This window comes from Dactylosporangium sp. NPDC051087 (assembly GCF_055586325.1).
In genome coordinates this window covers 44,953-71,324 of the sequence record NZ_JBVJIJ010000041.1, presented here as the reverse complement: position 1 = coordinate 71,324, position 26,372 = coordinate 44,953, and the positions used below count along the sequence as shown (strand labels likewise).

General features: G+C 68.2%; 16 protein-coding genes. 4 read left to right on the top strand and 12 right to left on the bottom strand.

Annotation, left to right across the window (positions count from 1 at the left end; all coding sequences use genetic code 11):
- Positions 1–283 precede the first annotated feature (283 nt).
- The gene (locus ACZ6TV_RS48755) at positions 284–2,722 is read left to right on the top strand and encodes a LysM peptidoglycan-binding domain-containing protein (protein WP_465307360.1); all 2,439 of its coding nucleotides are present in this window, start codon (positions 284–286) and stop codon (positions 2,720–2,722) included.
- Positions 2,723–3,043: 321 nt separating this feature from the next.
- Positions 3,044–4,690 carry a hypothetical protein gene (locus tag ACZ6TV_RS48750; protein ID WP_465307358.1) on the top strand — a complete coding sequence of 549 codons (1,647 nt, stop codon included), beginning with the start codon at positions 3,044–3,046 and terminating at the stop codon, positions 4,688–4,690.
- 525 nt (positions 4,691–5,215) lie between these two features.
- On the opposite strand, the gene ACZ6TV_RS48745 is transcribed toward ACZ6TV_RS48750, so the two are convergent.
- From ACZ6TV_RS48745 to ACZ6TV_RS48720, 6 genes are all read right to left on the bottom strand, one after another.
- Positions 5,216–5,632: an MscL family protein gene (locus ACZ6TV_RS48745; protein WP_465307356.1), complete on the bottom strand. Its 417-nt coding sequence runs from the start codon at positions 5,630–5,632 to the stop codon at positions 5,216–5,218.
- A gap of 117 nt (positions 5,633–5,749) precedes the next feature.
- Positions 5,750–6,487, bottom strand: a complete 738-nt coding sequence (locus ACZ6TV_RS48740) for a phosphotransferase family protein (protein ID WP_465307354.1) — start codon at positions 6,485–6,487, stop codon at positions 5,750–5,752.
- A gap of 55 nt (positions 6,488–6,542) precedes the next feature.
- Complete coding sequence (locus ACZ6TV_RS48735) at positions 6,543–7,529, bottom strand: hypothetical protein (RefSeq protein ID WP_465307352.1); 987 nt, start codon at positions 7,527–7,529, stop codon at positions 6,543–6,545.
- Between the two features lie 277 nt (positions 7,530–7,806).
- Positions 7,807–8,109, bottom strand: a complete 303-nt coding sequence (locus ACZ6TV_RS48730) for a DUF3040 domain-containing protein (RefSeq protein ID WP_465307350.1) — start codon at positions 8,107–8,109, stop codon at positions 7,807–7,809.
- Positions 8,110–9,304: 1,195 nt separating this feature from the next.
- Positions 9,305–10,150 (bottom strand): phosphotransferase, encoded by an 846-nt coding sequence (locus tag ACZ6TV_RS48725; RefSeq protein ID WP_465307348.1) that lies wholly within the window; start codon positions 10,148–10,150, stop codon positions 9,305–9,307.
- A 906-nt stretch (positions 10,151–11,056) separates the two neighbouring features.
- Positions 11,057–11,824, bottom strand: coding sequence for a helix-turn-helix domain-containing protein (locus ACZ6TV_RS48720; protein WP_465307346.1), 768 nt, complete (start codon positions 11,822–11,824; stop codon positions 11,057–11,059).
- Between the two features lie 81 nt (positions 11,825–11,905).
- On the opposite strand from ACZ6TV_RS48720, the gene ACZ6TV_RS48715 reads away from it, so the two are divergent.
- A complete protein-coding gene (locus tag ACZ6TV_RS48715) occupies positions 11,906–12,295 on the top strand; it encodes a nuclear transport factor 2 family protein (protein ID WP_465307344.1) in 390 nt (129 codons plus the stop codon).
- Between the two features lie 249 nt (positions 12,296–12,544).
- On the opposite strand, the gene ACZ6TV_RS48710 is transcribed toward ACZ6TV_RS48715, so the two are convergent.
- The 3 genes from ACZ6TV_RS48710 to ACZ6TV_RS48700 all read right to left on the bottom strand — a co-directional run bounded on the left by ACZ6TV_RS48710 (position 12,545) and on the right by ACZ6TV_RS48700 (position 20,669).
- Positions 12,545–15,499, bottom strand: a complete 2,955-nt coding sequence (locus ACZ6TV_RS48710) for a fibronectin type III domain-containing protein (protein ID WP_465307342.1) — start codon at positions 15,497–15,499, stop codon at positions 12,545–12,547.
- 2,725 nt (positions 15,500–18,224) lie between these two features.
- Positions 18,225–18,740, bottom strand: a complete 516-nt coding sequence (locus ACZ6TV_RS48705; RefSeq protein WP_465307340.1) for a hypothetical protein — start codon at positions 18,738–18,740, stop codon at positions 18,225–18,227.
- A 375-nt stretch (positions 18,741–19,115) separates the two neighbouring features.
- The gene (locus ACZ6TV_RS48700; protein WP_465307338.1) at positions 19,116–20,669 is read right to left on the bottom strand and encodes an ABC transporter ATP-binding protein; all 1,554 of its coding nucleotides are present in this window, start codon (positions 20,667–20,669) and stop codon (positions 19,116–19,118) included.
- On the opposite strand from ACZ6TV_RS48700, the gene ACZ6TV_RS48695 reads away from it, so the two are divergent.
- On the top strand, positions 20,619–20,942 hold the full coding sequence (locus tag ACZ6TV_RS48695) for a hypothetical protein (protein WP_465307336.1): 324 nt from the start codon (positions 20,619–20,621) through the stop codon (positions 20,940–20,942). The genes ACZ6TV_RS48700 and ACZ6TV_RS48695 overlap by 51 nt on opposite strands.
- Here ACZ6TV_RS48695 and ACZ6TV_RS48690 read toward each other — a convergent pair.
- From ACZ6TV_RS48690 to ACZ6TV_RS48680, 3 genes are all read right to left on the bottom strand, one after another.
- Positions 20,879–23,449, bottom strand: a complete 2,571-nt coding sequence (locus ACZ6TV_RS48690) for an ABC transporter ATP-binding protein/permease (RefSeq protein WP_465307334.1) — start codon at positions 23,447–23,449, stop codon at positions 20,879–20,881. The genes ACZ6TV_RS48695 and ACZ6TV_RS48690 overlap by 64 nt on opposite strands.
- Positions 23,449–24,153 carry a TetR/AcrR family transcriptional regulator gene (locus tag ACZ6TV_RS48685; protein ID WP_465307332.1) on the bottom strand — a complete coding sequence of 235 codons (705 nt, stop codon included), beginning with the start codon at positions 24,151–24,153 and terminating at the stop codon, positions 23,449–23,451. Before ACZ6TV_RS48685 ends, ACZ6TV_RS48690 begins: the two co-directional genes overlap by 1 nt.
- Before the next feature lie 782 nt (positions 24,154–24,935).
- Complete coding sequence (locus ACZ6TV_RS48680) at positions 24,936–26,357, bottom strand: RICIN domain-containing protein (RefSeq protein WP_465307330.1); 1,422 nt, start codon at positions 26,355–26,357, stop codon at positions 24,936–24,938.
- Between the last annotated feature and the right edge of the window lie 15 nt (positions 26,358–26,372).

The following is a 26,372-nucleotide window of genomic DNA, read 5'->3' as shown; positions in this document are numbered from 1 at the left end:
ACCGTTGGATCCGTGCTACCCCGGCGCCAGGATCGCTCAGAGTAGCCCGTCGGCGACTGCTGTGGGATGCCGTGCGACCTGCTGTGTTACTGCTGTGATTTCGTGTGAATTGCTGTGACCGGCAGATTCTCGTTCAACGTTCCGAGCTGGACCTACCGTGAGACGTCCGTCGATTCCCTCTATTCGACGGTTGTCTTGGTCCGCGGGCGGTCACGGTCGATGCCTGGCGCGGATGCCCTTTCACTGAGGGGTCGGTATGGCCATTCGTGTCTTGCGTTGGTGCGTGGCTGCACTGGCGCTGTCGCTTGCCCTGGTGGGTTTGCCGGGTCTGTTGGTGACGTTGCAGACCGCTGCCTGGCACGCCCTCGACTGGGCCGAGGTGACGGAGCAGCCGATCAGTGCCGCCACAGTGGTGTTGGCGGCTGTGGGCGTGGGTTGGCTGTTTTGGGGTTGGCTGCTCACTGCAACGGTCTTGGACGTCATCGCAGTCGCTCGAGGTGCCGCCGGTGTCCGCGCGCGGCTACCCGTGCCGCTGCATCACGCGGTGAGCGCAGCTGCTGGCAGCCTCGCGATACTGCTGCAGCCGTCCGCAGCCATCGCAGCCGTCGGATCTGGCCCGGTCGCTGCCGGACCGGTGGAACATGTTGCGTTGCAGCCTGTGTATCCGGCTGCGCAGCCGCCGGGGGGCGCGGTCGTGCTAACTGGTGGCGAGCTCGTGCTCGCCGGGGTGACGGGTCCTGCAGCATCGACGCAGCAAGCCACGACGTACACGGTGCGCCGAGGAGACGTGCTGTCGCGGATCGCGGCGCGGCAGATCGGCGACGAGAACCGTTGGCCGGAGATCTTCGCGCTCAACCGAGGCGTCCACTTCGAGGATGTCGGTGGGACGTTCACCAATCCTGACGTGATCTATCCGGGTTGGGTCCTGCGGCTGCCGGTCGTGGAGCCCGCTGTGCCAGCGCCCGTGGAGGCCGCTCCCCCGCCGGTAGCATCGCCGGAAGTCGGCGGCGGGACCGCCGATCCGGGAACGGCGGTCACCACGGCGCCCCCTGCACCGGCGGCATCCAGCACCGCGAGTTCTCCTGCGACCCGCCCGCCGGAGTCGAACCTGGACCATGTGCTGGCCTGGCTGGTGTTGGCGGGAGGCGTGGCTGCGGTGTCGGCCGGTGTTGCAGCCAGGCGGCGGTCACGTCGGTCCGGCGCGACGTCGCGACGATCGGGCATAGCCGGTCCGGACCGCCGGGACGGCAGCGGTGGCTCTCAGAACCGATCGGCCGCAGATGAGGCTTCCGTTGCCGGGACGAGCGGCACCGTCGTTCGTGCCAGCGTCACCGCGACGACAGCGACGGCTGGCAGCGATGCCGTGGACACTGGTCGACCGCCTACCCCGGGACCGAACGATGCTGGCACCCCTGACGATCGCGTCGCTGCGGCACGGGCTCGCATCGCCGCCCAACTGGCGGATCACGACCACCGGTCGGTCGTGCTGATCTGCGGCGCCACCCTCGTGTCATTGGCACCAGACATACCGGCTCAAGATGCACCGGCTCGAGCCGGGCTGACCGTCGCGGACACCCTCGGTGACGCGTTGCGGCTCTTGGAGACGGAGGTGCTGCGGCGCGCTCGACTCCTTGTCGAGCACGAGGCTGCCGACCTCAGCGAGTTGGACCAGACCGGCACCGCGCCGGATGATGATGGCGTCGATGGTTTCGCCGGCTCGATGCGGGCGGTCACGTTCATCGTGCAGCCGCCTGATGACCGGACGCGAGCCAGAGTCGTGGGTTTGCTCGACCAGGCCCGCCATCTCGCTGTCGACGGCATCGTGCTCGAGACCGCCACCGACACGTCCGCCACCACCCCGTCCGGCGCCGGTGTCGGTGTCGGCCCGGACCGTCAGGACTCCGGCCATGTCGATCGTCCGGCATCGGATTCGGGTCAGGAAGGGCGTCCGGTGAAGGTGCGGATTCGTGTGCTTGGCACTGTTGCGGTGCTCGACCCGGACGGCAGCGCAGTCCCCGGTATGCGCGCACTGGCCTTGGAACTGCTGACGTACCTTGCCGTCCATCGGGGCGGGGCGGCGCTGCCGGACATCATGGAGGCGATCTGGCCCGACGCCACCGTCACCCGGGCAGGTCAGCGTCTATCCACGGTGGTCGGCAATCTCCGGCACGGCATCCGCGTTGCCGCCGACGATCCGCATGCGCAGCCGGTGACGAACACAGGTGGCCGGTATCACCTCAACCCGGAACTCGTCGATGTCGATGCCTGGCGGCTCGACGACGCCCTGGCCGTCGCCCGATCCGGATCGTCAGGACAGGAGACTGCGCTGCGCACAGCGGTCGCAGCCTACACGGGAGACCTCGCCGGCCCGTTGGCGTACTCCTGGATCGACGCGGACCGGGAGGCGTACCGGCGTCGGGGTATCGCCGCCCGGACGCAGCTCGCCAGGCTGCTGAACAGTACGTCTCCCACTGACACTGGCGAGGCCGCCGACCTGCTCGACGCGGCTGCCGACATCGACCCGGCAAGTGACGTGCTTGCCCGCGACGCGATCGTCGCCTTGGCCCAGGCAGGGAACCTGCGACGGGTCACCGCGCGGTGGGAACGGCTGCATGCCGCGCTCGCCCATATCGGGGAGCGCCCTGAGGAGGCTTCAGCGGCCCTCTACGCACAGATCCGACGGACGCAGACCGCCGGTACGGGAAGGAACAGCGATGTGTGACGCCCTTTTGTTCCGCGACAGCAGCACAGGCTGGTCGCCAGCGCTGCAGCCGTGCACGTGTCCGCGTTCGGCAGGGAGCCGTCGGCGCGTCCGACAGGACCGCCTGCCGCGTCCAGGTATCCGGTGGCGGACGGAACCGGCCGCGTCAGGAGTGGTGACGTGGGAAGGCGCGTGCCGTCGAGGTTCAACGGAAACGGTCAGCGCCGCGCGCAGCCGGCGAGCGGTGCGTCAATGTCGTGCTGTCGTTGCATTCGCTGGTTCGGCGAGTCACCCGGAACCGGCCCGCTGGTCCGGCGGGCGAGCACACGCGAGGCACCACTGATGATCGTCTCGTTGGAACCGGAATTGGTGGCGCGACTGTCACGGCTCGACGGTGGGGCCAGTGACGTCACGGCCGAAGCACTCGACGGTGATCTTGCTGCTGCGGTACGTCGGGCGACACGGACGCGGCGCCTGTTCTACGTCGTCGTCCTCGTCGTCGCCTTGTACGGAGCCGCGACCGGCGCGGTCGCCACCTTCGCGCTGCCGTGGTGGATCGCCGTTGGTGGGGTTGCCGCGCTGGAACTCGGCGGAGTCGTGTTCCTCACCGACGCCGACAACCGCCGACGTCTCGGTGAGCACGCGAACCTGTCCCGGCTGGTCGGCGGCATTGTCGCGGGCGCGGCGGCCAGCTTCAATGCCGCCACCCACGACAGCGCCCTACTCGGCGGATTCTTCGCACTGATGAGCGGCCTGGGCTTCGTCAGCTGGTGGATCGACGTGGAGAACCAGCGCCGGGACCGGCTCCGGGCCCGTGGGCAGCTACCGCCGCCGACGCCGAGGTACGAACTTTGGAACCACTCGATACGGCACCCGATGCTCACCGCCAGGGCCCGTAGCCTTGCCAAGACCCATCCGTCGCTCGGCCTGTACGGATCACTCGAAGCAGCGCTGATCGTCAAGCGACAGGAACGACGCAACGCAGCACTCGCGGGAGTGCTCGGGGGTCGAATCCGCAACGCCGTCGGTGACGACCTAGCCGCCATCGCCACACTCACCTTCGACCTTGACGAGATCGCCCGGCGGCTCAGCACCAACCCGGACTACGACGGCATCACCGGCTTGCTGGCCAGCGAACTCACCGCAGAGCGGATCTTGCAGGGATCCTGTGATACGGCCACCGCAACCGCTCACAAGCTCGAGGTCCGCAGCAGCCAGGTGCAGCCGTCAGGCACGCCCGACGTACACAACCGAGCGGACAGCGTTGTCCGCAGGGATGTTTACCGGCCACGACGGGTGACCGCTGGGCAGATCCGGCGGACGCGGGTCAGCAGCCGCCCGAGGCAAGCTACGCCGCCCGGCTGCTCACCGGCCACCATACCGTCCAATGCCGGCCCTGCAGCATCTGTCGACACGGGCGAGGTGACCATGCCGGATCGAGCTCGCGCCGCACCGGGTACACACGCCATGCTCTCCACCCGCGGGAAGGTCAATGGCGGGTACGGCCCATCGGCTGGCATTGTCCAGGTCAGGATGATCGACGGTCCGTCGATCCTGGACAGCGAAGGTCGGTCCGTCGGAGGATTGCGGACCAAAAGTCTCGAGCTGCTGACATATCTGGTGGCGCATCGGTCCGGTGCCTACATCACTGACATCGTTGACGCCGTGTGGCGAGGCGTGCCGCACGACAAAGCCAACCAGCGGCTGTCAACGGTCGTCAGCAACCTACGTGGTGTCATGCGCGGTGTGCTGCGCGCCAGCGTGCCGCCGCAGACAACGGTGCCTGAGCCCATCCTCAACACAGGCGGCCGGTACCAGCTCAACACAGCGGTCGTGGTCGTCGACTGTTGGCAGCTGGTTGACAAGGCGGGATCACCGTCGGCGCCTGGGCCGTCCGGCGGACTCCGCGCCGACGCGCTGCAGCTCGCTCCACACAGCTACGTGTGGCTGGACGAGCACGATGACAGACGACGGCACGCAGACGAATGACGCGCATGATCCAATGCTGCCTGATCCGCCCGCACACCGACCAGATCAGGGCTGGGGCGGCACGGGCGATGGACAGATCACGATCGTCGCAGGCTGACGCGCCTTTCCGATCCGCGTAGCAACGTGACTGATCGGCTGGTCTCCGTGTGTGGGGATGACCAGCGTGAAACCGGTTTTGATGTTTGAGGCGCTGTATCAGCCGGTTGGCGGGATGAGCGGGAAGGCAATGCCGCCGACGTTTCCGCCGGTGGAGCGGGACGGTTCGCCGTATCTTGCTGGAGGACCGGTGGTCAGACGGTGCACGGGTCTCGACGGTGATGTTGGATCAGTTGCCGAGTCAGGCCAACCCGACGGCGAGGCGCACGTAGGCGTCACCGTTACGCAAGGGACCCATGCAGGCAGTGCCCACCAGCCTGTGTTGAGACGCCGCCACCGATTGGCTGTGCGCCGTCCCCTACCGCACCCAAGACCCGCGAGTCACTGGAGACCCGCGAGTCACTGGCTGGCCGAATCGTCAGGAACGGCTCAGGCCGTGGCGAGGTCTGCGGTGCAGTGCGGGCAGCGGACCGCGCCCGCCGGCACGTCCTCCATCCGGCAACTCGGGCAGGTCTTCGTCGGGGGCGGGTCCCCGAACACCGTTCGGCCGCGCTTCTGCATGTACGCCCGGTACGGCACGACTATCAGGAAATAGATGACAGCCATGAAGATGATGAAGTAGATCAAGGCGCCGATAAAGGCCCCTAGGTCGATCCGCTGGCCGTTCACCGTCCAGCCGATCCCCTTCCCCGTCGCGCCGCCACCTGCCAGCGCGTTGACCATCGGCGTGATGACGCTGTCGGTGAAGGCCTTGATCAAGGTGCTGAAGGCCAATGCGACCACCAGGCCCACAGCAACGATGATCAGGTCGCCCTGCATCAGGAAGTTCTTGAAGCCCTTCAACATCTGTACTCCCCCCGAGGCAGCCCGCTGAGCCCTCTCTACCGAGCCGGCGCCGACCTAAACCATCCCGACCGCACCGACCTGGACCAACGAGTCAGCGCGACGCTATGGAGGCCCGGTTCACATCTGGGATCTCAAAACGTCGACCTCGCAACCCGGCGCGGACGGATCGAAGCCGTGCTCGCTCAGCCAGCGGATCGCCAGCAGGCTCCGCAGCGACCACCACGCGCGGATCCCGTCGAGGTCGACATCTGCGCCGTAACCGGCGATGACGTCGCCGAGGTGTTCCTGGTGTCCGAGCGTCAGGGCGGCCAGATCGAACAGGGCGTCGCCGCGGCTGGCCTCGGACCAGTCGATCACCCCGGTGATCTCGTCGGCGTCGGCGAACACGTGGCTGATGTGCAGGTCACCGTGGGTGAAGACCGGCGTGTAGGGGCGGAGTGCGGCCTCGGCGATGCGGCGATTGTGGTTGACCAGTTCGGCTGGAAGGACGCCGTTCGTGATCAGCCATTCGCATTCGGTCTCGAGGTCCGCCGCGATCTGGTCGAGGCTGCGGCCGGGCCACGGTGGCAGCGGCGCGTCGTGCAGCTTCCGCACGGCGGCGCCCGCCGCGACCCATGCCGCCGCCGACGCGGTGGACGGCCGGCCGAGGCGGCCGAGTGCCTTCCCCGGTACGGTGGCGAGCGCAAGTACGGGCGGCTTGCGCCACAGGACCTCCGGCGTCGGGATCGGCGCCATGGCGATCGCCGCGACCTCAACGTCGATGCGCATCTGATCAGTGTCGATCTTCAGGAACACGTCGCCGGCGCGCAGCGTCGCGCGCGACTGATGGGCGATGACGACCTCGAGCCCGTCCACACGGCCATTCTCGTGGCCATGACCACCGACGTCACCGGATTAACGAAGCAACCCCTTATGGCTGAGCTCCATGGACGGCGTCAAGGACCACTGCCGGGCCCGTAAGGTTGCGGCCACCGGAGGCTGGAGCTGGACCCATCAGCAACCGCACGGCCGCCAGTCTGGCATCGGCCGAGCTGAGGCCACGGTCCACGGCATGGACATACCCGTCGTAGTGGGCGAGGGCAAATGCTGTCGTCACTATCGCGATCCTCGCACCGTCCGGTAGGCGTTCGGGAATTGCCGCCTCTTGGACAGCTCCGAGCGGCAACGGGCCGGGCCCGGCGTCCACTACGCACGTCTGGCCGCCTAGCTTGTCTGCATCCCACTGCTTTGCGAGGATTTCCGGTCCGCCGCAGCGGAGTACCTCAGCCCTGCCGCATCGGTCCACCCGCACGAAGGTGGCAGCCACATATCCGTCTGGAGCGTATCGACGCACCAGTGGTGTCAACAGAGCGGCCATCTGGCGCAGTTCCGCACCGCCGCGCCGCGTTGCAGCACTGAATGCCCGCTCCAATGCCCGCGCGCACCGTCGCGGATCCGATACCTGCCCCATCACCATGCCGATCAGCACGCAGACGCCCCCATCGGAGGGGTGCGCCGTCGCGACGACTTCGCCGGGCAGCCGCGACACGGCCAAAATCACCGGGCGGTTCACCCGACCCGCACCCACATCGATGATGGCCGGCCCCGCGGCGTCCACTTGGCGGGTTCGAGCTCGCATGCGCCGCCAAGACGCCATCGGCAGCACCGCCAGGTAGATGGCGGACGCGGCAAGCGAGTCTCGGTCACCGCGATGGCCGGGGACGATCGGCACCGCCACTGACAGCAGAATCAGTAGACCCGCCCAGCTGGACATCAAAGCCGCCGTTCGTGGCCGCGTCACCATTCCCGCCACACCAGGCACCAGTAGCCATCCGATGGGGGCGGTTACACCGACGGCGCCCATCACGACCGCATTGCCGGTAACGGCGAGCAATGCCGTCCGCGTCGATACCTTCACGAGTCACACCGTAGCGCCGCATGCCGTGATGTCGAGAGGGTGGCAAGCTCGTCGTTGCCGTGGAGTACCGCCCCAGCTGGCGGCGGGACTGCAGTGTGTCGGATCGTCATAATGCTGCGGACGAATGACTAAACCAGGTGTCGGCGGGAGACCGGGCGAAGGACGGGCGCACGTCCGCCGTGACAGGCATGTATACGGTTGTCACCGATGCTCGGCTGGTTGCTCGGCCTGCACCCCGGCGGCAGTCCCAGTCACCGCACCCCAGTCGGTGGATGCGTCAGCCAAGACCGAACCAGTCCCGCAACATGCAGAAGCTGGCCCAGGTCAGCAGCACAGCGGACAAGCCGAGTATGGTCAGAACTAGGGCGGTTGATACCGCAGTACCAGCAAAGACGATTGTCGGAATACCCCCTATAGCCACAATGAGCGTTCCGAGTGCTACGCGGAAGCGCCATCGTGCTACAGGTTCGAGTCGGGTCAACGCTCGTGCTAGCGCTGGGTCGTCGCCTGCAATCTGCTGTTCAATCATGCGCAGACGCCACAACTCGCCTTCGTCGAGCATCCAACCGTCCATCAGCATCACCAGTCATCGAATCACCAGCGATCCTCACTGCGGGACATGACGGGCGCTCTGCAGATATATGACGATCGCACGACGTTTTCCGCTGCCGTAGCGGGCGCAGTATTCGCCGGTTGGTCGCTCCGGTACAGGTCGTACCGATCAGCCGGGCGGTCGTGGGGATCGGTTGCATGTTGCGGTTGTGGCGACGAAATCGCTGATGATGATGATGGTGGTGGTGGTGGTGGTGTCACCCGCGCAGGAGCTGTAGCCCGTTGGCGTCATGCATCGCGTCGACACTCATGCAGGTTGGTGATATCAGTCGGTGACCGTCCCTGGCCGCCCAACGGGTAACGCTGCAACGCGTACGGTGTGTCTTGCCGGCTGCGGCAAGATCCCACGTGGCTCGGCAGCCGAGCAAGATCCGCGACTCGACAGCGCCCGCCCGGATGTCGCGTTCGCTGACGTGTGGAATGCGTTGCCTGGGGACAGGTTCGCCAAGGTGCTTAGCGACTGCCTCGCGCAGGCAGCCTGTGGTGAGGTCGAATTCCCGCCACCCGGCCGGCGTCCGTTGCCGGAGCCTTCGACGGCCCCGCGGGCGCTGGAAGCCTCGACCGAGAATCTCCTGACTGCATCAAACCGTCACGGCCGAGGCGTCGCCGATCACGGGACGGATGTAGAACCGCGCCGAGGTCGTACGGGCGCCGAGGCCGCCACCTCGGCACCCGTACTTTGAACGCAACCCAGGCCCTATGGCCTCGGATCGCTACTGAATCGTTCGTGAGACACCCCTGCTTCACGAAGCGAATCTGCTGCGGCTCGGGCGCATTCCCCTACCGCTCGTACCGTTCTCGAGCCACCTCACCGGCTCCATCAAAAGCGTGCCTGGTGACCGTTACAGGTCAATGACGAACTGAAGTATTCGTGTGACGTGCTGCTGCAGTGCCGACTGTGGCGTCGCGGTCGGCGCGCGGTCATGATGCAGGACCTCCGATCTGCGGGCCAGCATCTGCCTGCTGGTGCCCGCCATGCATGTCGAACTCGTCCCTGCCGGACGAAGGGCAGCTGGCATGCGCCGTATGCCAGGACCCGCCGGTGAACGCACGTGACTCGCCACTCCGTACGGCGCTCTGCGGCACGCCGGCACGCGCGGGGAAGCCTCAGTCGAAGGCACCGCTCGGAGCCGAGCGGTGGCGTAAAGCATTGTGATTGTCGATCAGCGGGCGTATCGCAGCAGCGTGCGGACACGGTCCTGGTGCACGGCGAGGGCGGTGAGCCGGTCTTCGCGGGCGGGCCCGTACGGGAGCGCCTGGTACATGCGGATCTCCCGGCAGCACAGCAGCATCGCGTTGACCGCGAACGCGGCGCTGATACCGGCTGTCTCAGTCCGGACGAGGATGGCCTGTGCAAGGGTGGGACTGGCGTGAGCACCGACGGTGTACAGCACGGCAAGGTCGTAGCCGGGAAGGTACCGGCCGGCGTATTCCCAGTCCACGAGGGCCCATCCGGTGCCGTCGGACAGCAGGTTCGTCGGCAGCGGGTCACCGTGCGCGATGGGCAAGTCGGTGTGGTGCAGGAGCTGCTGGGCGGTGGCCAGGTCGCTGTCGTCGAGGAGGCCGGCGTCGTGCTCGGCGGCGAGCCGGGCATGGTAGTCGACGGGTTCCGGCAGGGTGGGCGCCGGTTGCCACGCCGCGACCTGGTCCAGGGTGTCGAGGAGGCGGCCGGCGTCAGCAGGGGTGAGGTCGCCGGTGAGGTGCCGTTGTTCGTCGAGGCGGGTGCCGGTGATGTGGGTCAGGACGGTGAGTCGGTCGTCGTGAGTGATGAGGCGGGGTGCCCGCACCGGCGGCGGGTGGGTGGTGAAACGCTGGTAGATGCTGAGTTCGTGGTCGCGGCGGGCGGTCCAGTACGGGTCGCCGGTAGTGAGGAGCTTCGCCACGACCGGACGCCCGTGCAGGGAGCCGGCGGCGACGATGGCCTTATCGGTGTGGTGCAGCACCACACCGAGTTCGACACCGGCACGGTCGGCTCGCCGCTGCAGTTCGGCCAGGTCGTGCTCAGCCATGCGTGGCGTGTTCGGTCGGGCTGGTCACCCCGTGATGATGGCCGCTCCTGCGGCGCCAGCGGGCGAGGTACGCCCGAGTGGCAGATGCGTGTCGCCGACGCCGCGACGGGACCACGTCGAGGCTGCACTCGACCGCGCTTACGCCCGCGGACGGGCACGCCACGACTAGGGGTTCCGCTGCGCAGACGTTCATGTCCGCGTCCGCTGCCGTAAGCAGTCGTGCTCTTCGTCATGTCTCCTGTCTCGCACGCGATCTCGCTGAGGAGTTTCTGGTCCTCGGACGCACGGTTCGAGGCGCCAGCCGGCTTCAGTTGGACCAGCGAGGTACTGCCAGCATGGCTACCTGTCTCACCGAGACCGTGTCCCGCGTGCCGCCGTCCACCAACCGTTCTCGGTACAGCGACCAGTTCCAGTCCGACCTGTACGAGCTTGCGGCGGGGAGCTCGTCGCGATGGGCGCAGGGGCGTCCGCGGTTCGGCTGTTGGATCGAGCCTGAGTGCTGCGCGCCGAGCTACACGAGGTTGCCGTCGGACGGACCGACCGGTGAAGGCGGCCCTCGCTGCCAGCGGTCTTGGCCGGATTCTTGCTGCGTCTGCGGGTGCGGGTGCGACCGCCTTGATCCTGCTCGGCCTCATGCTGCTCGCGCTCACCCGCGGTGGGCAGTTGGGTGATCACCAACCCGAAGCGGACCAAGAACACCGTCGCCATCATCATCGTTGTACGGACCCGGCCAGACGTCCCGGCTCGGACGTCGCGCCATCAGCGCACCCGCCCATCCGGCACCATCGGCCGCCGGCGGCCGTGCCCTCACGGGAGCTGGCTGTGGACTCGCGACAGCTCGAGCAGGCCGACGGATGGCCCGCACCGTATGTGAAGGGCCTGCGTGAACAGCGGCACGACAGTGCGCTAATCCGTGAAGTAGGCGGCGCTCTGCGGGTCTGCCGGGTAGTAGGCCTCGATGGCGACCTCGTCCAGCGTGATGTCCATTGGGGTCCCGAATGTGGTGATGGTCGAGAACAGTCGCAGCTCCCGTCCGTCGATGCGAAGGATCATCGGGATCACGACGTCTGACTCGATTCGTTCGCACGACGGGCCCGTGGGTTCGGGCGCGAGCAGTTCTTCGTAGAGCGCGGTGAGCTCGGGGTCGGGTGCGGTGGCGAGCTGGCGCGTGATCCGGTTACGGAACACGGCTCGTACGTCGGCCAGGTTGACGACCATGGGCGCGAACCCGCGCGGGTCCAGTCCCAGCCGCACAAGGTTGACCGGCGGCCGTAACAGGTCGGGCGCCACCCGCTTGAGGAACGGGTCGACGGCGCGGTTGGTCATCACGATGTTCCACCGGCGGTCGAAGACCAGCGCTGGATACGGCTCGTGGGCGCGAAGCACCCGCCTGACCGCGTCGAAGGCCGCCGACAGCGCGTTGTCGTCGAGCGGACGCTCACTGTGCCGAGGTGCGAAGCCGGCGGCGAGCAGGAGCCGGTTGCGATCTCGCAGCGGTACGTGCAGCTGCTCCGCGAGCCGGAGGATCATGTCGGCACTCGGCCTGGACTTGCCGGTCTCGACCAGGCTGACGTGACGGGCCGAGACGTCTGCGGCGATCGCGAGGTCAAGTTGGCTGAGCCCGCGCCGCTGACGCCACTGTCGCAGGAGCTCCCCCACCGTGTGCACGATCATGCAGCGTACTCATTGTCGAGCCGAACGCCATGAAATCCGATGTCATCGACAACCGAAGGCGGCTGCGGAAACACTGCGTCCATGACCACACAGAACAAGAGCATCGTCCAACAGGCTCTTGCAGGACTGATCGAGACCGGCGATGTCAACGCGCTGGCATCGTTTCTCAGCGACGACTTCATCCATCACCGACCCGGCACGACCACCTCGACCAAGTCGGAGTGGCTCGCCGCCGTCGACGCCGCACTGGTGCCGCTCGCCGGCATGCAGGTCGAGATTCATCGGGTGCTGTCCGATGGTGATCACGTTGTGATGTATTCGCGGCGGTGGCTTCCCGACGCGGGACCGGAGATCGCGGTCGTCGACATGTGGCGGATCGGCGACGGGCTGATCGTCGAGGGGTGGGAGATCATCGAACCGGTGGCTCAGGTGGCCGCCAACCTGGTGTGGTGGACACCCACACAGCGCTGACCATCAGTGCGCCACCTGCGATGCGGACCTCGCCGAACGGCAGGTCAGGTCCCCGACGATTCCCATCGATGCGCGCCCGACGCAGTCCGGCAAGGGCGGCGGCTTGACCGAAGCAACGCCTTCACAAAATTTGAGCCAGGGCCTCGTTCTCGCGGACGAAGCCATCGCGTTGGTGGCGGCTGAGGCGCAGGCCTGACCGGGCCCAGCCCGCAGCTCTCTACGGGCGGGGTCCGAGTGGTGCAGCCGTGTTCAGGGCCGGGGGACGCCGATGGCTGTCAGGGTGGCGCCGGCCAGTATTGATGTGGCGCCGAACAGCAGCATCCAAGTTAGTGTGAGGCCGGTAACCGGCAGGGTGGCGCTTGCCGCCTGTACCGTTACCGCGAACGACAGGGTACGTGTCACGCCGGACTGGTCCACGCCGAGTGCCACCACGGTGTGCGAGCCAGCTGCCAGGCTCGCTGGGACTGTCACCGGCTGGAGCACGTCGCCGTGGTCGTCGGCGACGGCGGTGGCCAGCAGCTTCGGTTCCGAGTAGATCGCGATCTTGACGGTGGAGTGGGCCGCGAAGCCGTGGCCGACGACGATGACCTGCTGGCCAGGGGTGGCGGTTTGGATGTCGCCTTGGTCGGTGGTAAGGGTCGCATCGGCCAGCGGTGTGGCAGCCGGCACGGCCGGTGGTGCCGGGGTGGCGGGGTTGGTGACCGTCGGTGCGGAGTCGCGGCCGAAGGCGCCCTCCGCGACGATCGACACGGTGTAGGCCGTGCCTGCGACCCCGCCGAGCACGCAGCTGGTGTCGGTGGCCTTTGCGTGGCAGGTGGCCGGTCCGGGGTTTGCGGTCAGCTGGTAGCCGGCGATGCCGGAGCCGGTCGCGGCCGGGGTCCACTGCACGGTGATCGACGCGGTGCCGCCGGTTGCGGTTGCTGCCGGGCTGCCGGGTGCGACGCTCGGCGTGGCGGTGACCGGCTGGCTTGGTTCGGAGTCGACGACTCCCGATGCGTACACCTTAATTGTGTACGCGGTGGCGTTGGTAAGGCCGTGGATGGTGCAGGTGAGCGTCGGCGCGGTTGCCTGGCAGTCCGCGGCGGGGTTGTTGGAGCTGGCCGGGTACGCGAGGGCGTGGTAGGTGACTGCGGTCGCGGGTGCGGTCGCGGTCCAGGTGACGGTGACCTGTCCGTCACCCGGCTGGACGGTGATGGTGGTGGGTACGCCCGGGGCGGCGACCACCGTCAACGGCGCCGACTCGGTGGACGGGCTGCCCGTGCTGGCGGCGTTGACGGCGGTCACTCGGGCCCGGTAGGCGGTGCCGACCTCGAGCCCACCGACGAGACAAGGGCTCGCGGTCGGGCCGGCGCATTCGCCGCTGCTGATCGGGGTGTACGAGTCGCTGCCTTTGGACAGTTCGACGGTGAAGCGGGTGGCAGGTGCGGCGGCGCTGCTCGGGTAGGTCCAGGTGACGCGCAGCTTGCCGTTGCCGGCGACGGCAAGTTGCGGTGTGCCCGGCGTCGCTGGGCCGTCGAGGGCGGTGACCTCAGCCGACGGGACGGACTGGCTGCCTTCCATGGCCGACGCCACGGCGGAGATCTTGAACCGGTACGCCTGGCCAGGGGTGAGGCCGGTGACCGTGCACGGGCTGCTCATCGGTGTGCCGGCGCAGGTGCCGGAGCCGGCCGCGGTGTAGGGGCCGCCGCTGGACACGTACACCTTGAATCCGGTGACACTGCCGGACGGCCCCGTCCACGCGACCGTGAGTGTGCCTGGCCCGGTGACCGTGACCGCGGCCGGCGTGGGCGCCGACGGTGCTGCCACGGCCGTGACGGCGCCTGACGGGCTCGACGGGGACCCCGTGCCGGCGGCGTTGACGCCGACGATCTTGAACTGGTAGCTGCCGCCGCCGGTGAGGCCGGTGACGGTGCAGCCGCTGGCGACGGTGACCGCCGCGCAGGTCCCGACGCCCACCGGCGTGTACGAGCCGCCACCGAGGGAAGCCAGCACCTGGAAGTTGGCGGTGGGCGCGGCCACGGTGGCGGGGTCGGTCCAGGTGACGGTGAGCGTGCCGTCGCCGGTCACGGATGCACCGACGCCGGTCGGTGCGGCCGGTGGCCCGATGGCGGTGATGTTGACCGGGTTCGACGGAGAGCCCTCCGCGCTGCTCAGCACGCTCGCGACCTTGAAGTAGTACACGGTCCCGGGGGTCAGGCCGCCGACCGTGCAGGACGTTGCGGTGACACCGGAGCAGGTGCCGGAGTTCACGGCGGTGTAGGAGCCGCCGCTGGTCAGCCCCTGATACACGACGTATGAGTCGGCGCCACCGCTGGGTGCGTCCCAGTCCAGCTCGACGTTGCCGGCGCCCGCGGTGACCTGTGCGGTCACGTTGTCGGGTTCCGGCGGCCCGAGCGTGCTGATCGTGATCGAGCCTGCGGCGTAGTTGTCGTCGGAGGCGAATACGGATGGCGAGTCTTCCCGTGTCGGGTCGACGTAGCTGCTCCCGCCGCCGCCGGGGCCGCCCTCCGACGACATGCTGTCGGTGGCGCCGCCGCCCCCTCCACCGTAGTAGCCGCCGCCACCGCCGCTGCCGCTCTTCGACCCGCTCGGTCCACCGTTGCCGCCGTACCCCAGCGTTCCCGCGCCGCCTGCGGACGCGACGCCGTACGCCGCGCCGCCCGCGCCGCCCGCACTCTGAGTGCCGGCGCCACCCGGGTGAGCGAAGCCGCTGCCGGCCGTGTGCGATGGGTAGGCCGCCGTGGGGGGCTTGCCGCCACCACCGCCGCTGTACACGGTGCCACCGCCACCACCGCCGGCGACCACGGTGCGGTCGTTCAACTGGCATGAGCTAGTAGCGGCGCAGGAGCCCTGGCGGATGTCGGAGGCGTCGCCACCGTCGCCGCCGCCCGTCGCGGACAGACCGCCGCCGTTCCAGCCGGCGGTGCCGCCGACCATGACCTGGATCTTGTTGCCCAGGCCTGCTGGGGTGGTGATGACCGCGGTGACGGTCCCGCCGCCCCCGCCTAGGCCGCCGGCGCCTTGTGCGCCCTTGACCACGACCTGCAGCTTCGTGGTGCCGGCCGGGATGGTGTACGTCTGGACTGAGCCGGTGTAGTTGAACGTTATCGTGGCCGCGTGCGCCGGTGTTGCCGAAACGGCCAGGAGACCGCCGGACCCGACTGCGGCGGCGAGGACCGCACCGGCACATCGGACAAGACTCATCCATCACTCCAGACACTCAGCGTGATTGAACAATAACTTTTAGAAACGAATCTGGTCATCGTTCACGCCAATTGAGGCGGAGGTACTGCGCACATCGGGGCCGTACAGCGGCATTAGCGACGGCTTCATCAACCACCGCCGGCGAGGATCCTTGCAGGCCTTCCCGCCCGCTCGGACCCAGACACTCTGCCGCCGCCACCTTCAGATACGGCCGCAAGACCATCGGCGTGATGCATATCAGTGGCGGCGCCGATCACGCCGGCATAGAGCACGATCAGCGCCGCCACGCCCGCATCGCTCCTCGACGCTGAGTACCGAGGGCGGCGACAGCGTGGCCCGGAACCACACATCGGAATCGGCACAGCCGGCCAGATCAACCAGCGCGGCCACTACACGGCCGTCGCGGGTGACGCGCGACGAGAACGGTGTCGACGTCCCGTCTACGCCCGTCCGTGGATGCCCAGCGATCCGGGCGTCGCACGGAACGAATTTGGCATCTGAGGTATGGATGCTCGTGGACTCGAAGGCGGGGCAAGTGCTGCGCGGGTCAGAATACCGTCCGGAGCGGTCGCCTGGACGGCGAACGGGCCGGTCGCCGCCCGGGGTGAACATCAACTGCCGGTGAGGGCTGCAGTTGGACTGTCACGCGGGTTGAATCAACACGTAGCAGGTCGCGGTTGCCCTGGCCGCGTTCGACGCGCGCTGGCGATCGCCTGAGCGGGCCGGTCGCGCACCACCCGCTCCTGCTAACCGATCCCGGTCGCTCCAGGCCTGGCCTGTCGCCCCGTCCGGGCGCTGGCCTCCAGGACGACCTTGCTGTTCGGCGGCCGCATCCACCTCGCCTGCAGCGGTGTCATGGACGGACTTGTCGTAGCCAGTTCAGCACGACCTGCTCCGACCGCTTCAGGGCCGACCCGAACAGCTACAACCTCATCGAGGCCGAGGGCGTCAGCCAACGGTCGCTAACCATTCGTCTCAGACGTTCGATCATCGGTTCCAGCGGCTGGCTTGGTGCCGCCACGCGCGTGCGGACCGGTGCCGTGGCGCTACCGGTTGCGCCGCCAGACCCTGACACTGGCGACCGCCGCGGCTAGAACCAGCACGCCAACACCTGCACCGGCCCAGCGACCGGGCCACTGCCGCACAGACTGCTGCACCCGCTGTACCTGCGGCCGGCCGCCGCCGGGCACCGAGGTCGCCACGTGCCGCACCACCTCACCCGACCGGGTCTTCCCATGGCCGGACCCGGTGAACGACTGCACCGGCCCGTCGACATCCTCATGGACGGCAGCGAACCGTGCGTGCAGCTCATCGACCCCGTCACGTGTAGTCGTCATCGCCCGTTCCTTTCCCCGCACTCGGGGTGCCGCATATCCCTTACTTACCCACACTTACCGGCGGTGTCGCCGTCGAGCCGCCTGCTCGGCGTAGTCGACATGACGACCGCGACACGAACGTCAGAATCCCGCAACCGGAGCACCCAGGCGTCATCGGGCGCAACATCTGCCTCGAACGAGGTACACGCCCTTCCCGAATGCGATCCGACTAATTCATACGCGCGGTGTGAACCCGCCGCGATGCCGGAGTCCGGTCAGGCGCAACCATCTCGAGGCGCCGAGCACGTTGCACCACGGGCAGCAAGACCATGATCAAGACGCCTGAGGGTCGGCGCCTGGGACGAACTCGATCGCCACGATGCCCAGCCGCCAGATGGCGGTGCGCTGCGCGCAGGTCTCACAGTTGGCCGCAACGGGCATCACAGCAGCGTGTCGCACGAAAACTCCAGTCCGTCATAGGCCTGCAACGGACGTCCGGCACCCGTCACGGCTACCACCCAATCTCGCTCGGCCGGTACGAACGTACGGGCTCACAGCGGAATAGCCCGTAGGGCGCTCTTACGTTTGCCGATCGATATGCGCGTTTTGGGCGGGTGCCAGCCGATCTCAGATAACGGCGGCGAGTTCGGTGAACGCTGCGGCTATGCGGATGTCACAGTTCGCGGGAGCGCCGCCCCAGATCGGCCGTACGGTGGCTACGTGGAGCAGGGCGCCGAGTCCGACATCGCCGCCCTGCTTCATCGCGGGGGCGAGTCGGGGTGCCTGTGCGCGGATCGGGTCGGCAGTCCCGTTCGGTTTCTTGGAGGTCTGCTCGGTGATGGTCCTGGTCTGGCGTTTCAGGGTGTCGTCTGGGGCGGGCGGTTAACGGTGGCCAGTAGGCAAAGCGGAGTTCGCCGCCGGTCTGGCGTCTGGGTCGCCCGCACGGCGGAGACGTTTGGTGATGTCAGCGATGGCGAAGGGCAATAGTTGGGCCATGACGCCGACGAGGGACCGGCCAGGGCGGACGTGCGCGCCCACCATGCATCGAACGACGTTGCCTGCAACATCGGGACCGGCTCCGTGCGGACCTGCACTTGCTCCAAACCGCCGCGAACGGCCGCACCTGGCGCCCAGCTGCCCCGCACGAGACCTCGCGATCCAGCAGGGTGGCGCGCCCGACATGTCGGCTTTCCGCGCGCCGGCGACCCGATCGCGGTCGCGTATTACACCACCCAGTACGGCAAACAGATAGAGGTCTACGGCCGCGGCGCCGCCGGCGTCACCTGGTCGCGGGCTTACACCCCAGGCGGCGGCTGGTCGACTGGTACTCCCTGGGCGGCAACCTGACCTGATCACCGTCCCAACTGCGGCGGCCCCGTGCAGCCATGAGCGATACCGCCACGGTTGCCCTAGCACTGCCAGATCCGGTTCCGCAACGACTCGAGATGCATGGAACTGAAACCTACCCGTTGAGAGCGGTATGGATTCCCGCGTGGGCAGCTGGCCCACAGCAACACCCTGACCGACGTTGTCAGCTGCTGTTCGCAGGTCCGGCGGCGGGGTTGGTACGGCATCCGGAATTCACGTACAGCGGGAGCACCAGTGCTCCCCCGCGCTGGCTGCAGCCCGATTGCAGCGTCGCCGGCCACGGCCTCGACGTCGTTCGGCTCGGGTTCGTCGTCCAGCTCATACCCTTGATGCTTCCACAGGTCGCGGATCTTCTTCACCGCTGCTGATCGTTCCGCCGTCGGCACGTCGATGCCGTACGTGCCGACGACGCGGTACACATCGAGGGTGTACTGCACCCGGTCGGAGTTGCAGGTCGTCTTCCGCTCCTCTACCACGATCAGCTCTGCCCCGGCCGCTGCCGCGGCCTCGGCGGCATAGCCGTGCACGAGCGCAGTGGTGTCGGTCACCGTCGCCACGGCGCCCACTGACTCGACGACGTCCGGCGGCGGTTCCGCACCGCAGGCAAGGGGCCATGACCGCCAGCGCACTCCCCGCGATCACCCCAGGTCTCATGACCGGCCACGTTACCTATCACCCGCAACCGGCCCGTCCCGGTCTGACAGATGGGGAGCAGCGATGCGGGTTCAACCGTTGAGCTGATGGCCGGGCACAACGGGCTGGCCCGTTACGGCAGGGTGGCAGTCCGCTGCGCGGGCGGGTCTATCAACCAGCTCAGGACGGCTTCGAGAGATGAGGGGGCGTGCGGCGATCCAACTCGGGATGATCCGCTCGAGATGATCCAAGGACCTCTCCACGACCGGCCGCCGGAGCGTTTCGGTCGACGTCAGGTATCAGTGGCCCGACCCGCTCGTGGTCAATGGGCTGGTCATGATCCGCCAGTTGGCGGCGGTGTGGCGTTGTTGCCAGAAGGTGGCGAAGCGGCCAGCTCGGGCGAGCAGGTCTTCGACGGTGCCGTCCTCGACGATGCGGCCGTCCTCGATGAAGATCACCCGGTCGGCGTGGCGGATGCTGGCGAGACGGTGGGCGACGATGACGCGGGTGCGCGGCACCGGGTCGGCGGTGAGTGCTCGGACGATCGCCACCTCGTTTTCGGTGTCGAGGGCGCTGGTGGCTTCATCGACGAGCAGTACTGGTGCCGGTTTGAGCAGTGCGCGGGCGATGCTGACCCGCTGCCGCTCGCCGCCGGAAAGGGCGGTCCCGGCTTCGCCGACGGCGGTGCGGTCGCCGTCAGGGTGTCGCATGGTGAGTTCGTCGACCCGAGCGAGAGCGACGGCGTGTGCCAGCCGGTCAGGGTCGGCATCGGGGTCGCCGGCGAGGACGTTGTCGCGGACTGTGCCGTCGAACAGGTACGGGTGCTGGAACACCATGCTGATCAGGGCGGAGCGCGCCTGCGGGCGGAGGGTCGCGCTGTCAGTGCCGTCGATGAGGACGCGGCCTGCGGTCGGCTTGTGCAGCCCGGCAAGCAACGCCAGGACGGTGCTCTTGCCTGAGCCGGACGGTCCGACGATCGCCGTCGTGCTGCCCGGTTCCAATGTCAGGTCGAGATTTTCCAGCACCGGCGGCGCTTCGGGTGTGTAGCGGAACTCGACCTGTTCCAGGCGGATGCGGGGAGGTGCGGCTGGTGCCGACGCGTCGATGGTTCCGTCTGACGCCGCGGGGGCGTCGAGGACGGCACGGATGCGGCGCAGCGTCCCGGTGGCGGTTTCGATACCGGGGGTGAGGTCGCCCAGGGTGGTGAAGGGTTCCAGGTAGCGCGCGATCACGACGATGAGGGCGATCGCCTCCGGAACACCGATCTTCCCGCGTACCGCCAGAACTGCGGTTGTCCCCGCGAGCATGACGAGCGTGAGCTGGCTGGCGATGCTGAACAGGATCTGTCCGGGGATCAGCAACAGCAGCAGTCTGACGGTGGCGCCGTGCTGGGCGGTGAGCGCGGTACCGACCAGGCTGCGCGTCGGCTCGGCTCGTCGTGCGGCGCGCAGTGCCGGTTGGGTGCGAGCGAACTCGACGATCCGTTCGGTGAGTGCGGTGTTGGCGGCTGCTGCGGTCCGGTCCGCGGCCCGGCCGATGCGTCCGGCGGCCCAGAACGCGCCGAGGAGCACCGGAACCCCGGCGAGCGCGGCCGCGCTCAGCGGTGCCGAGATGGGCAGCAGGGCTAGCCCGATCGCGATGGGTAACAGGACTGCGCCGAGGACCGGTGTGACGAGGTAGATGATCAGGCCGACGAGGTCGGGACCGGTCGCGGCGATTGCCTGCCGGGCGGTGGCGGTGTTCTCGGCGGTGAACCAAGTCAAGCGAGTGCGGCTGAGCCGGTCGGCGACATCGTGCTGCGCGTGATCGAGCAGCGCGAAGCCGAGGTCGACGCCGATGCCGGCGGCGAGCACGTCGACGGCCCAGCCGATCGCGGTGACACCGGCCAGCGCCGCGAGCCACCGCCAGGCGCCGCCGGGATCGTCACCGAACAGGGCACCCACGAGCGGGACCAGCAGCACGGCCGCCGTGGCGCGCAGCATAACGCTGAGGACAGTCAGGGCGGTGTGGCCGACGGCGCGGCGGCGGAGGTCGGCCGGCAACAGGTGCAGCAGAATGCGGATCACAGGGTCGTCTCCTCGGGCGTGTCGGCGGGCGTCGTGTCGGCGGTCCAGAGCTGGTGGTAGCGGCCGCCCGCGGCAAGGAGCTCGGCGTGGGTGCCGGATTCGGCGACGCTTCCTGCGTCCAGTACGACGATGCGGTTGACCCCGGTGACGGTGTGCAGGCGGTGCGCGATCACAACGATGGTCCGACCGGCGGTCAGCCGGGTCAAGGCCTGCTGGACGGCGTGCTCCGACTCGGGGTCGGCGAACGCGGTTGCCTCATCGAGGACCAGCACCGGGGTGTCAGCAAGCAGCGCCCGGGCGATCGTGAGGCGCTGCCGTTCGCCACCGGACAGCGCGGCGTCGGGTTCGAGCACGGTGTCATAGCCGTCCGGCAGACGTGTGATCCGGTCGTGGATGTGCGCGGCGCGGGCGGCCGTCTCCACCTGCGCTCGGGTGGCGTCAGGGACGGCTAGGGCGATGTTGTCGTGGATGGTGCCGTGGACGAGCTGTGTCTGCTGGAACACGAACCCGACCCGCTCGTAGAGCTCGTCAGTGCTCAGGTCTCGCAGGTCGCGCCCACCGACACGAATGGCGCCGGAGCCGACGTCATGGAACCGGGCCAGCAACGCGGCGAGGGTCGACTTGCCCGAGCCTGACGGACCGACCAGCGCCGTCACTGTGCCCGGTCGCAGGACCAGGGACACGTCGCGGATGACGGGGACGCCGGGTCGGTAGGCGAATCCGACCCGGTCGAACACGACTGTCCCAGGATCGTCAGTCACGTCCGTGGCGGGCGCATCCCGGACTGCCAGTTCCGGCTCGTCGAGGGTGTTCTGGATGCGGCGGGCGGCGAGCAGCCCGGTCCGCAGACCGCTTAGGCCGTAACCGATACCGAGCAGTCGTGCGCCGAAGCCGGTGCCAAGCAGCAGGAACGGCAGCAGTTGCACCGGCTCCATCGACCCGGCTGTGATCAGCCATGTGCCGAGCGCGGAGATGAGCAGCAGGAACGTCGCCGGGCGGGTGGCCAGGTCCATGAGGGTCTTCTTGCCAGTGAACGGTCGCTGCCAGTCGTTGAGGAAGCCGATGTACTCCTCCAGCCGTGCCCGGAAGGTGGATGCCGCCGCCCCGCCGAAGACGCGGATCACCGGTTGGCCTTCCAGATATGCCCCGGCCTCGCCGTTCATTCGCTCGGTCCAGCGCAGCGACTGCGCGGTGCGCGCGCCGGACTGCACCAGCATGATCCACATCGTGACGATGTAGACGAGGACCGGCAGGAACATGGCGAGCGCTAACCGCCAGTCGACGGTGAACAGGTAGGAGAGGACGGCGACCGGAGCGACCACGGCGGCGACGGCGTCGGGGACAGCGTGCGTGACCAGGTAGTGCAGCGCGAGGGTGTCGTCCTGCACGACCTGCTTGACGTGTCCGGAGCCACGGGCGGTGAACCAGCCCAGCGGTAGCCGGGCCAGTTTGCCGAGCAGCCGGTGACGCAGCGCTCGGGAGAAGCGGGCGTCGACCGTGTGCAGCCAAAGCGTGAGCGCCGAGCCGAGCAGCGCACCGACGCCGAGCAGGCTCAGCGCCCAGCCGCCGACCGTCCACAGTGCACTGGCAGGTGCCCCGGCCAGCATCCGCCGGGCGAGCTCAACGAGTAGGACGAACGGAGCGAGCTGGACGAGCGTGACGATTGCCTGCAGCGCTCCGGCGAGCCACAGGGTCGGCTTGAGCGGCTCCATCAGCCGGCCTGCGGCCTGTGTCCGCCAGGCGCCGCGCACGGGCGCCGGTGCGGTGCTCGCTGTGGGCGACGGTGTCGGCGTGGCAGGTGGTGTCGGCGTTTGCTCGGTGGAGCGGCGTTTGCCGAACGCGCGGCCGTGATACCAGTACGCCTGCGCGTGCACTTCCGTCTTCGGGAATCCGAACTCGTCGCGCAGCCGGACTCGCAGGTGCTTGAGCGAGCCTGACTCGGGCCCGGCCCACACGTACCAGTCCGACCAGTCCCGTGCCTCGATCGCGGCCGCCAGGGACGTGTCGCCGTGCCGGGGAACCCAGTGCGTGGACAGCCGCGGGTGGGTGGCGAGGGGAATGCGGTGATCGGCCTCGTCGTGCTGCTCGAGGTACAGCTCGACCGGGATCTCCGCGGGGACCGCGCCGAGGATGCCGTTGATTGCGGGGATCGACGCCGAGTCGCCGATCAGCAGATACCCGGCAGGTGGGTCGTCGGCGACGTTGAACCGTGATGACCCGAGCGAGGAGACCGCGATGTCGGATCCCGGTTCGGCGCGCTGCGCCCAGGCGGATGCGGGACCGGTCGGCTCGTGCAGCACCATGTCGATCGTGAATTCGCCGGTTGACGGGTCCGCCGACGTGATCGTGTACGCGCGCTGATGCTCTGCCTCACCGCCGTTTGGATCGGGGAACCAGAACCGCAGCCATGCCGTGGGGCCGGTTTCCGCGTCCTCGAAGAGCGTCGGCGAGATCAGCCGCAGCCGCACGAAGTGCGGTGTGATCGCCTCCCGACTGATGACGGTGGCTCGGTGGTCACGGGCGCCGAAACCGCGCATAAGGGCACCCTGGAACCCACGCTTGGCCATCACAGCTCCTTCTGGGTCGTCGCGAGGTCCGCGATGATCTCCTGGACGGGCCGACCCGGCGGCGCGGCGAGCAGCAGACCGCGGATAGCGCCGGTGAGCACGAGACACACGTATTCGTCCCGCGGCATCTGCGGCAGCGCGAGGTGGGCAGCGCCGAGCCGCGCGTCGATGCTGATGCCGGCGATCGCGGCGTCGCGCTCACGGCCGAGGCCACCGGCGTCGTCGGCCTCGGCTGCGGCACTGTGTTCCTCGGATGCGGCCATCGCGATGCTCAGTGACGCGACGGCGCCGCTGAGCACGATCGCCTCTTCCGTGGAGTAGCCACGCCGGTGTAGGGCCTGAACCTCATCGGTGAGCACCTGCCGGCCGGCTTCGCCGCGCGGGAACAGCACCTGCAGGTATCGTGCGAGCCCTCGATGCTGCAGGGTGAACTCCCGCAGCTGCAACGCAAATGACAGCAGGTGTGGCTCGACAGGAAGTGTCGGATCGTCCGTGATCGCCAGGTCGCCAAGGATGCTTTCCCCGACGAGGCGCTCCAGATCCCACCGTCCGTCGACGTGCCGATACAGCGCAGCAGCGGTCACACCCAGCTCGGCGGCGACCGCCTTCACGCTTAACGCCCGCAACCCCAACGCACGTCCCGCCAGCACAATGTCGGCGACATCGAAGCGCGGCGGGCGACCTCCGATACGTCGACCAGCCACCACGACACCTCAAAGTTATTGGGGGTAACAAAGGGTACCCTAAGTTACTTTCATCGGCTGCGCAAGTGCCGACGACGTTGGGTCTGCCGAGAAGGTCAGCCCAGGTCAGCGCTCACCGAACGCCGCTGCCAGAAGCTGTATCGGAGGCGGCATAGCACTGCACAGCAGATTGCCGACCAGCAGCGCGGCGTGCACCACGGACGACGTGGGCTTAGCGCTGCCGACTCGGAATGCGGCGGCGAGTACCATGCCAGACGACTTGCTGAAATGTCCGACTTCGCCGTGACCCTTAGGACCCATCACTGACTGGTCCCCTACTGCCGCCCGTCGACCAAAGCATGCCACGGGTGATCACACAGTGGCCGAATGCGACGTATCTCCATATTAATCCTGGCGACGCACACCGGCCGCCGCGTCCGCCATGCGGGGCGCGACGCGCTTGTAGGCCGATCGGCACGCCGGACGCGGACGCGGCCCGAGCTGCTGGACTCACGCTAACCGGCGGCCGGCGGCCGCCACTGCCACGAAACCGGGTCGGGACGAGAGGCTTGTCACTGACCTACAGCAGGACCCGCCGTCGCCATCGTCGAGGCAGCCGTTGGCCGGGGCGGCGCTCCGCGCACACCTGCGCGCTCGGTGGGGGCGTGCCACCGGCCCCGGACCCGCGTCCACGGTTTCAGCCGCGGGTCGGTGGGCACCCATGCGCGAGCAACGCTACCGCGGTACCGGGACGAACCGGTCCGCCATCGTGGGGGGTGACGGACCGGTCCGGAGGTCGGAGGCTATGTCGTGCGCTGCGCCCACTGCTGGTTGGTGCCGCTGTTGCAGGTCCACTGGTCGACCACGCCGCCGTCGGCGGTGGAGAAGCCGGCGACGTCCAGGCACTTGCCGCTGTGCCGGGCGACCAGCTGGACCCCGCCGCCCGAGGGGCGCAGCTGCCACTGCTGGTTGGCGGAGGCGGTGTTGCAGGTCCACTGGATCACCGCGGCACCGTCGGTAGTGGAGGCGCCGCTGACGTCGAGGCATTTTCCGCTGTGCTGGGCGACGAGACGATAGTAGCCGCCGCCGGCGTCCTGCAGGGCGAAGCGCTGGTTACCGCCGTTGCTGCAGGTCCACTGGATCGCGGTGACGCCGTCGGTGGTGTACCCGTCCTTCATGTCCAGGCACTTGCCGCTGTGGGCCGCCACGAACTGTTCGGTGCCGCCGCCCCCTATGACGCCGGTCGTGGTGTCGACCGTGAGGTTGGCGGTCCAACTCATGCTCATGGTGGTGTTCGTCGGGAAGGTCAACGGCAGCCACACGTAGGTCGACGTGTTGGCCTGTTTGCCGTCGCCGGCCCAGCGGTCACCCATGTACAGGTAGCTCGTGGTCTGCGTGCCCTGGATGGGCAGAACGTAGGCGGTCTGCGACCCGAACGCCGTGCCATCGCCGACGTTCTGCAGCCCGGACCAGGAGCTGGTCACGCTGGACGCGGTCGCGTACTCCTGCTGGTTGGGTGACCAGCCGGTGGCGCCGGACGTGAGCAGGAAGTACACGCCGTTGCGCTTGAACATGGCCGGCGCCTCGCGGTAGTTGCCCGGCCACAGGTTCTGGACCTGTGCGCTGATCCCCAGGTAGTCCGAGGTCAGCCGGTACACGTGCAGATCCTTGTTGTCGTTGGCCGCCGAGATCATGTACGCGGTGCCGTCGTCGTCCTTGAACAGGGTGATGTCGCGCGACATCTGGTTGACCGGGCGGAACGCGCCCCGGTAGGTGTAATTGCCGTCCACAGTGGAGGAGGTCGCGACCGCGGCCTGGGCGTCCAGGTAGTCGCGGCCGTTCTCCTTGTGCATCCACATGACGAACTGGCCGGTGGCGCTGTTGTAGATGACCTTCGGCCGCTCGATGACCGCCGTCTGCAACTGCGGCGACGACGCCTGGGTGAGCACATTGTTGCGCCATTCCCAGTTCTTCAGGTCATTGGAGCGGTAGACCGACACGTACCGGAATGTGTTGTCGGTGTTGCGGTTCTCGCCGAACCAGTAGTAATAGTCGCCTACTTTGATGACGCCGCCGCCGTGGGCGTTGAGCGGGTTGCCGTTGGTGTCGTTGAACTGGGTGCCGTTGGTGATGCTGACGGTGGCCGCCTGCGCCGGTGTCGCGAGGCCGGCTGCGGCCGCCGCTACGAGGGCCGCGACGAGCGCGACCAGTGTTCTCCGAGCCATCGGGCTGCCTTTCTG

What these genes read in the sequence shown, in the direction of transcription:
- ACZ6TV_RS48715 (WP_465307344.1), top strand. Translation starts at nt 11,906, where the DNA reads ATGACCACACAGAACAAGAGCATCGTCCAACAGGCTCTTGCAGGACTG.
- ACZ6TV_RS48720 (WP_465307346.1), bottom strand. Translation starts at nt 11,824, where the DNA reads ATGATCGTGCACACGGTGGGGGAGCTCCTGCGACAGTGGCGTCAGCGG.
- ACZ6TV_RS48680 (WP_465307330.1), bottom strand. Translation starts at nt 26,357, where the DNA reads ATGGCTCGGAGAACACTGGTCGCGCTCGTCGCGGCCCTCGTAGCGGCG.
- ACZ6TV_RS48745 (WP_465307356.1), bottom strand. Translation starts at nt 5,632, where the DNA reads ATGTTGAAGGGCTTCAAGAACTTCCTGATGCAGGGCGACCTGATCATC.
- ACZ6TV_RS48725 (WP_465307348.1), bottom strand. Translation starts at nt 10,150, where the DNA reads ATGGCTGAGCACGACCTGGCCGAACTGCAGCGGCGAGCCGACCGTGCC.
- ACZ6TV_RS48710 (WP_465307342.1), bottom strand. Translation starts at nt 15,499, where the DNA reads ATGAGTCTTGTCCGATGTGCCGGTGCGGTCCTCGCCGCCGCAGTCGGG.
- ACZ6TV_RS48690 (WP_465307334.1), bottom strand. Translation starts at nt 23,449, where the DNA reads ATGGCCAAGCGTGGGTTCCAGGGTGCCCTTATGCGCGGTTTCGGCGCC.
- ACZ6TV_RS48730 (WP_465307350.1), bottom strand. Translation starts at nt 8,109, where the DNA reads ATGCTGATGGACGGTTGGATGCTCGACGAAGGCGAGTTGTGGCGTCTG.
- ACZ6TV_RS48750 (WP_465307358.1), top strand. Translation starts at nt 3,044, where the DNA reads ATGATCGTCTCGTTGGAACCGGAATTGGTGGCGCGACTGTCACGGCTC.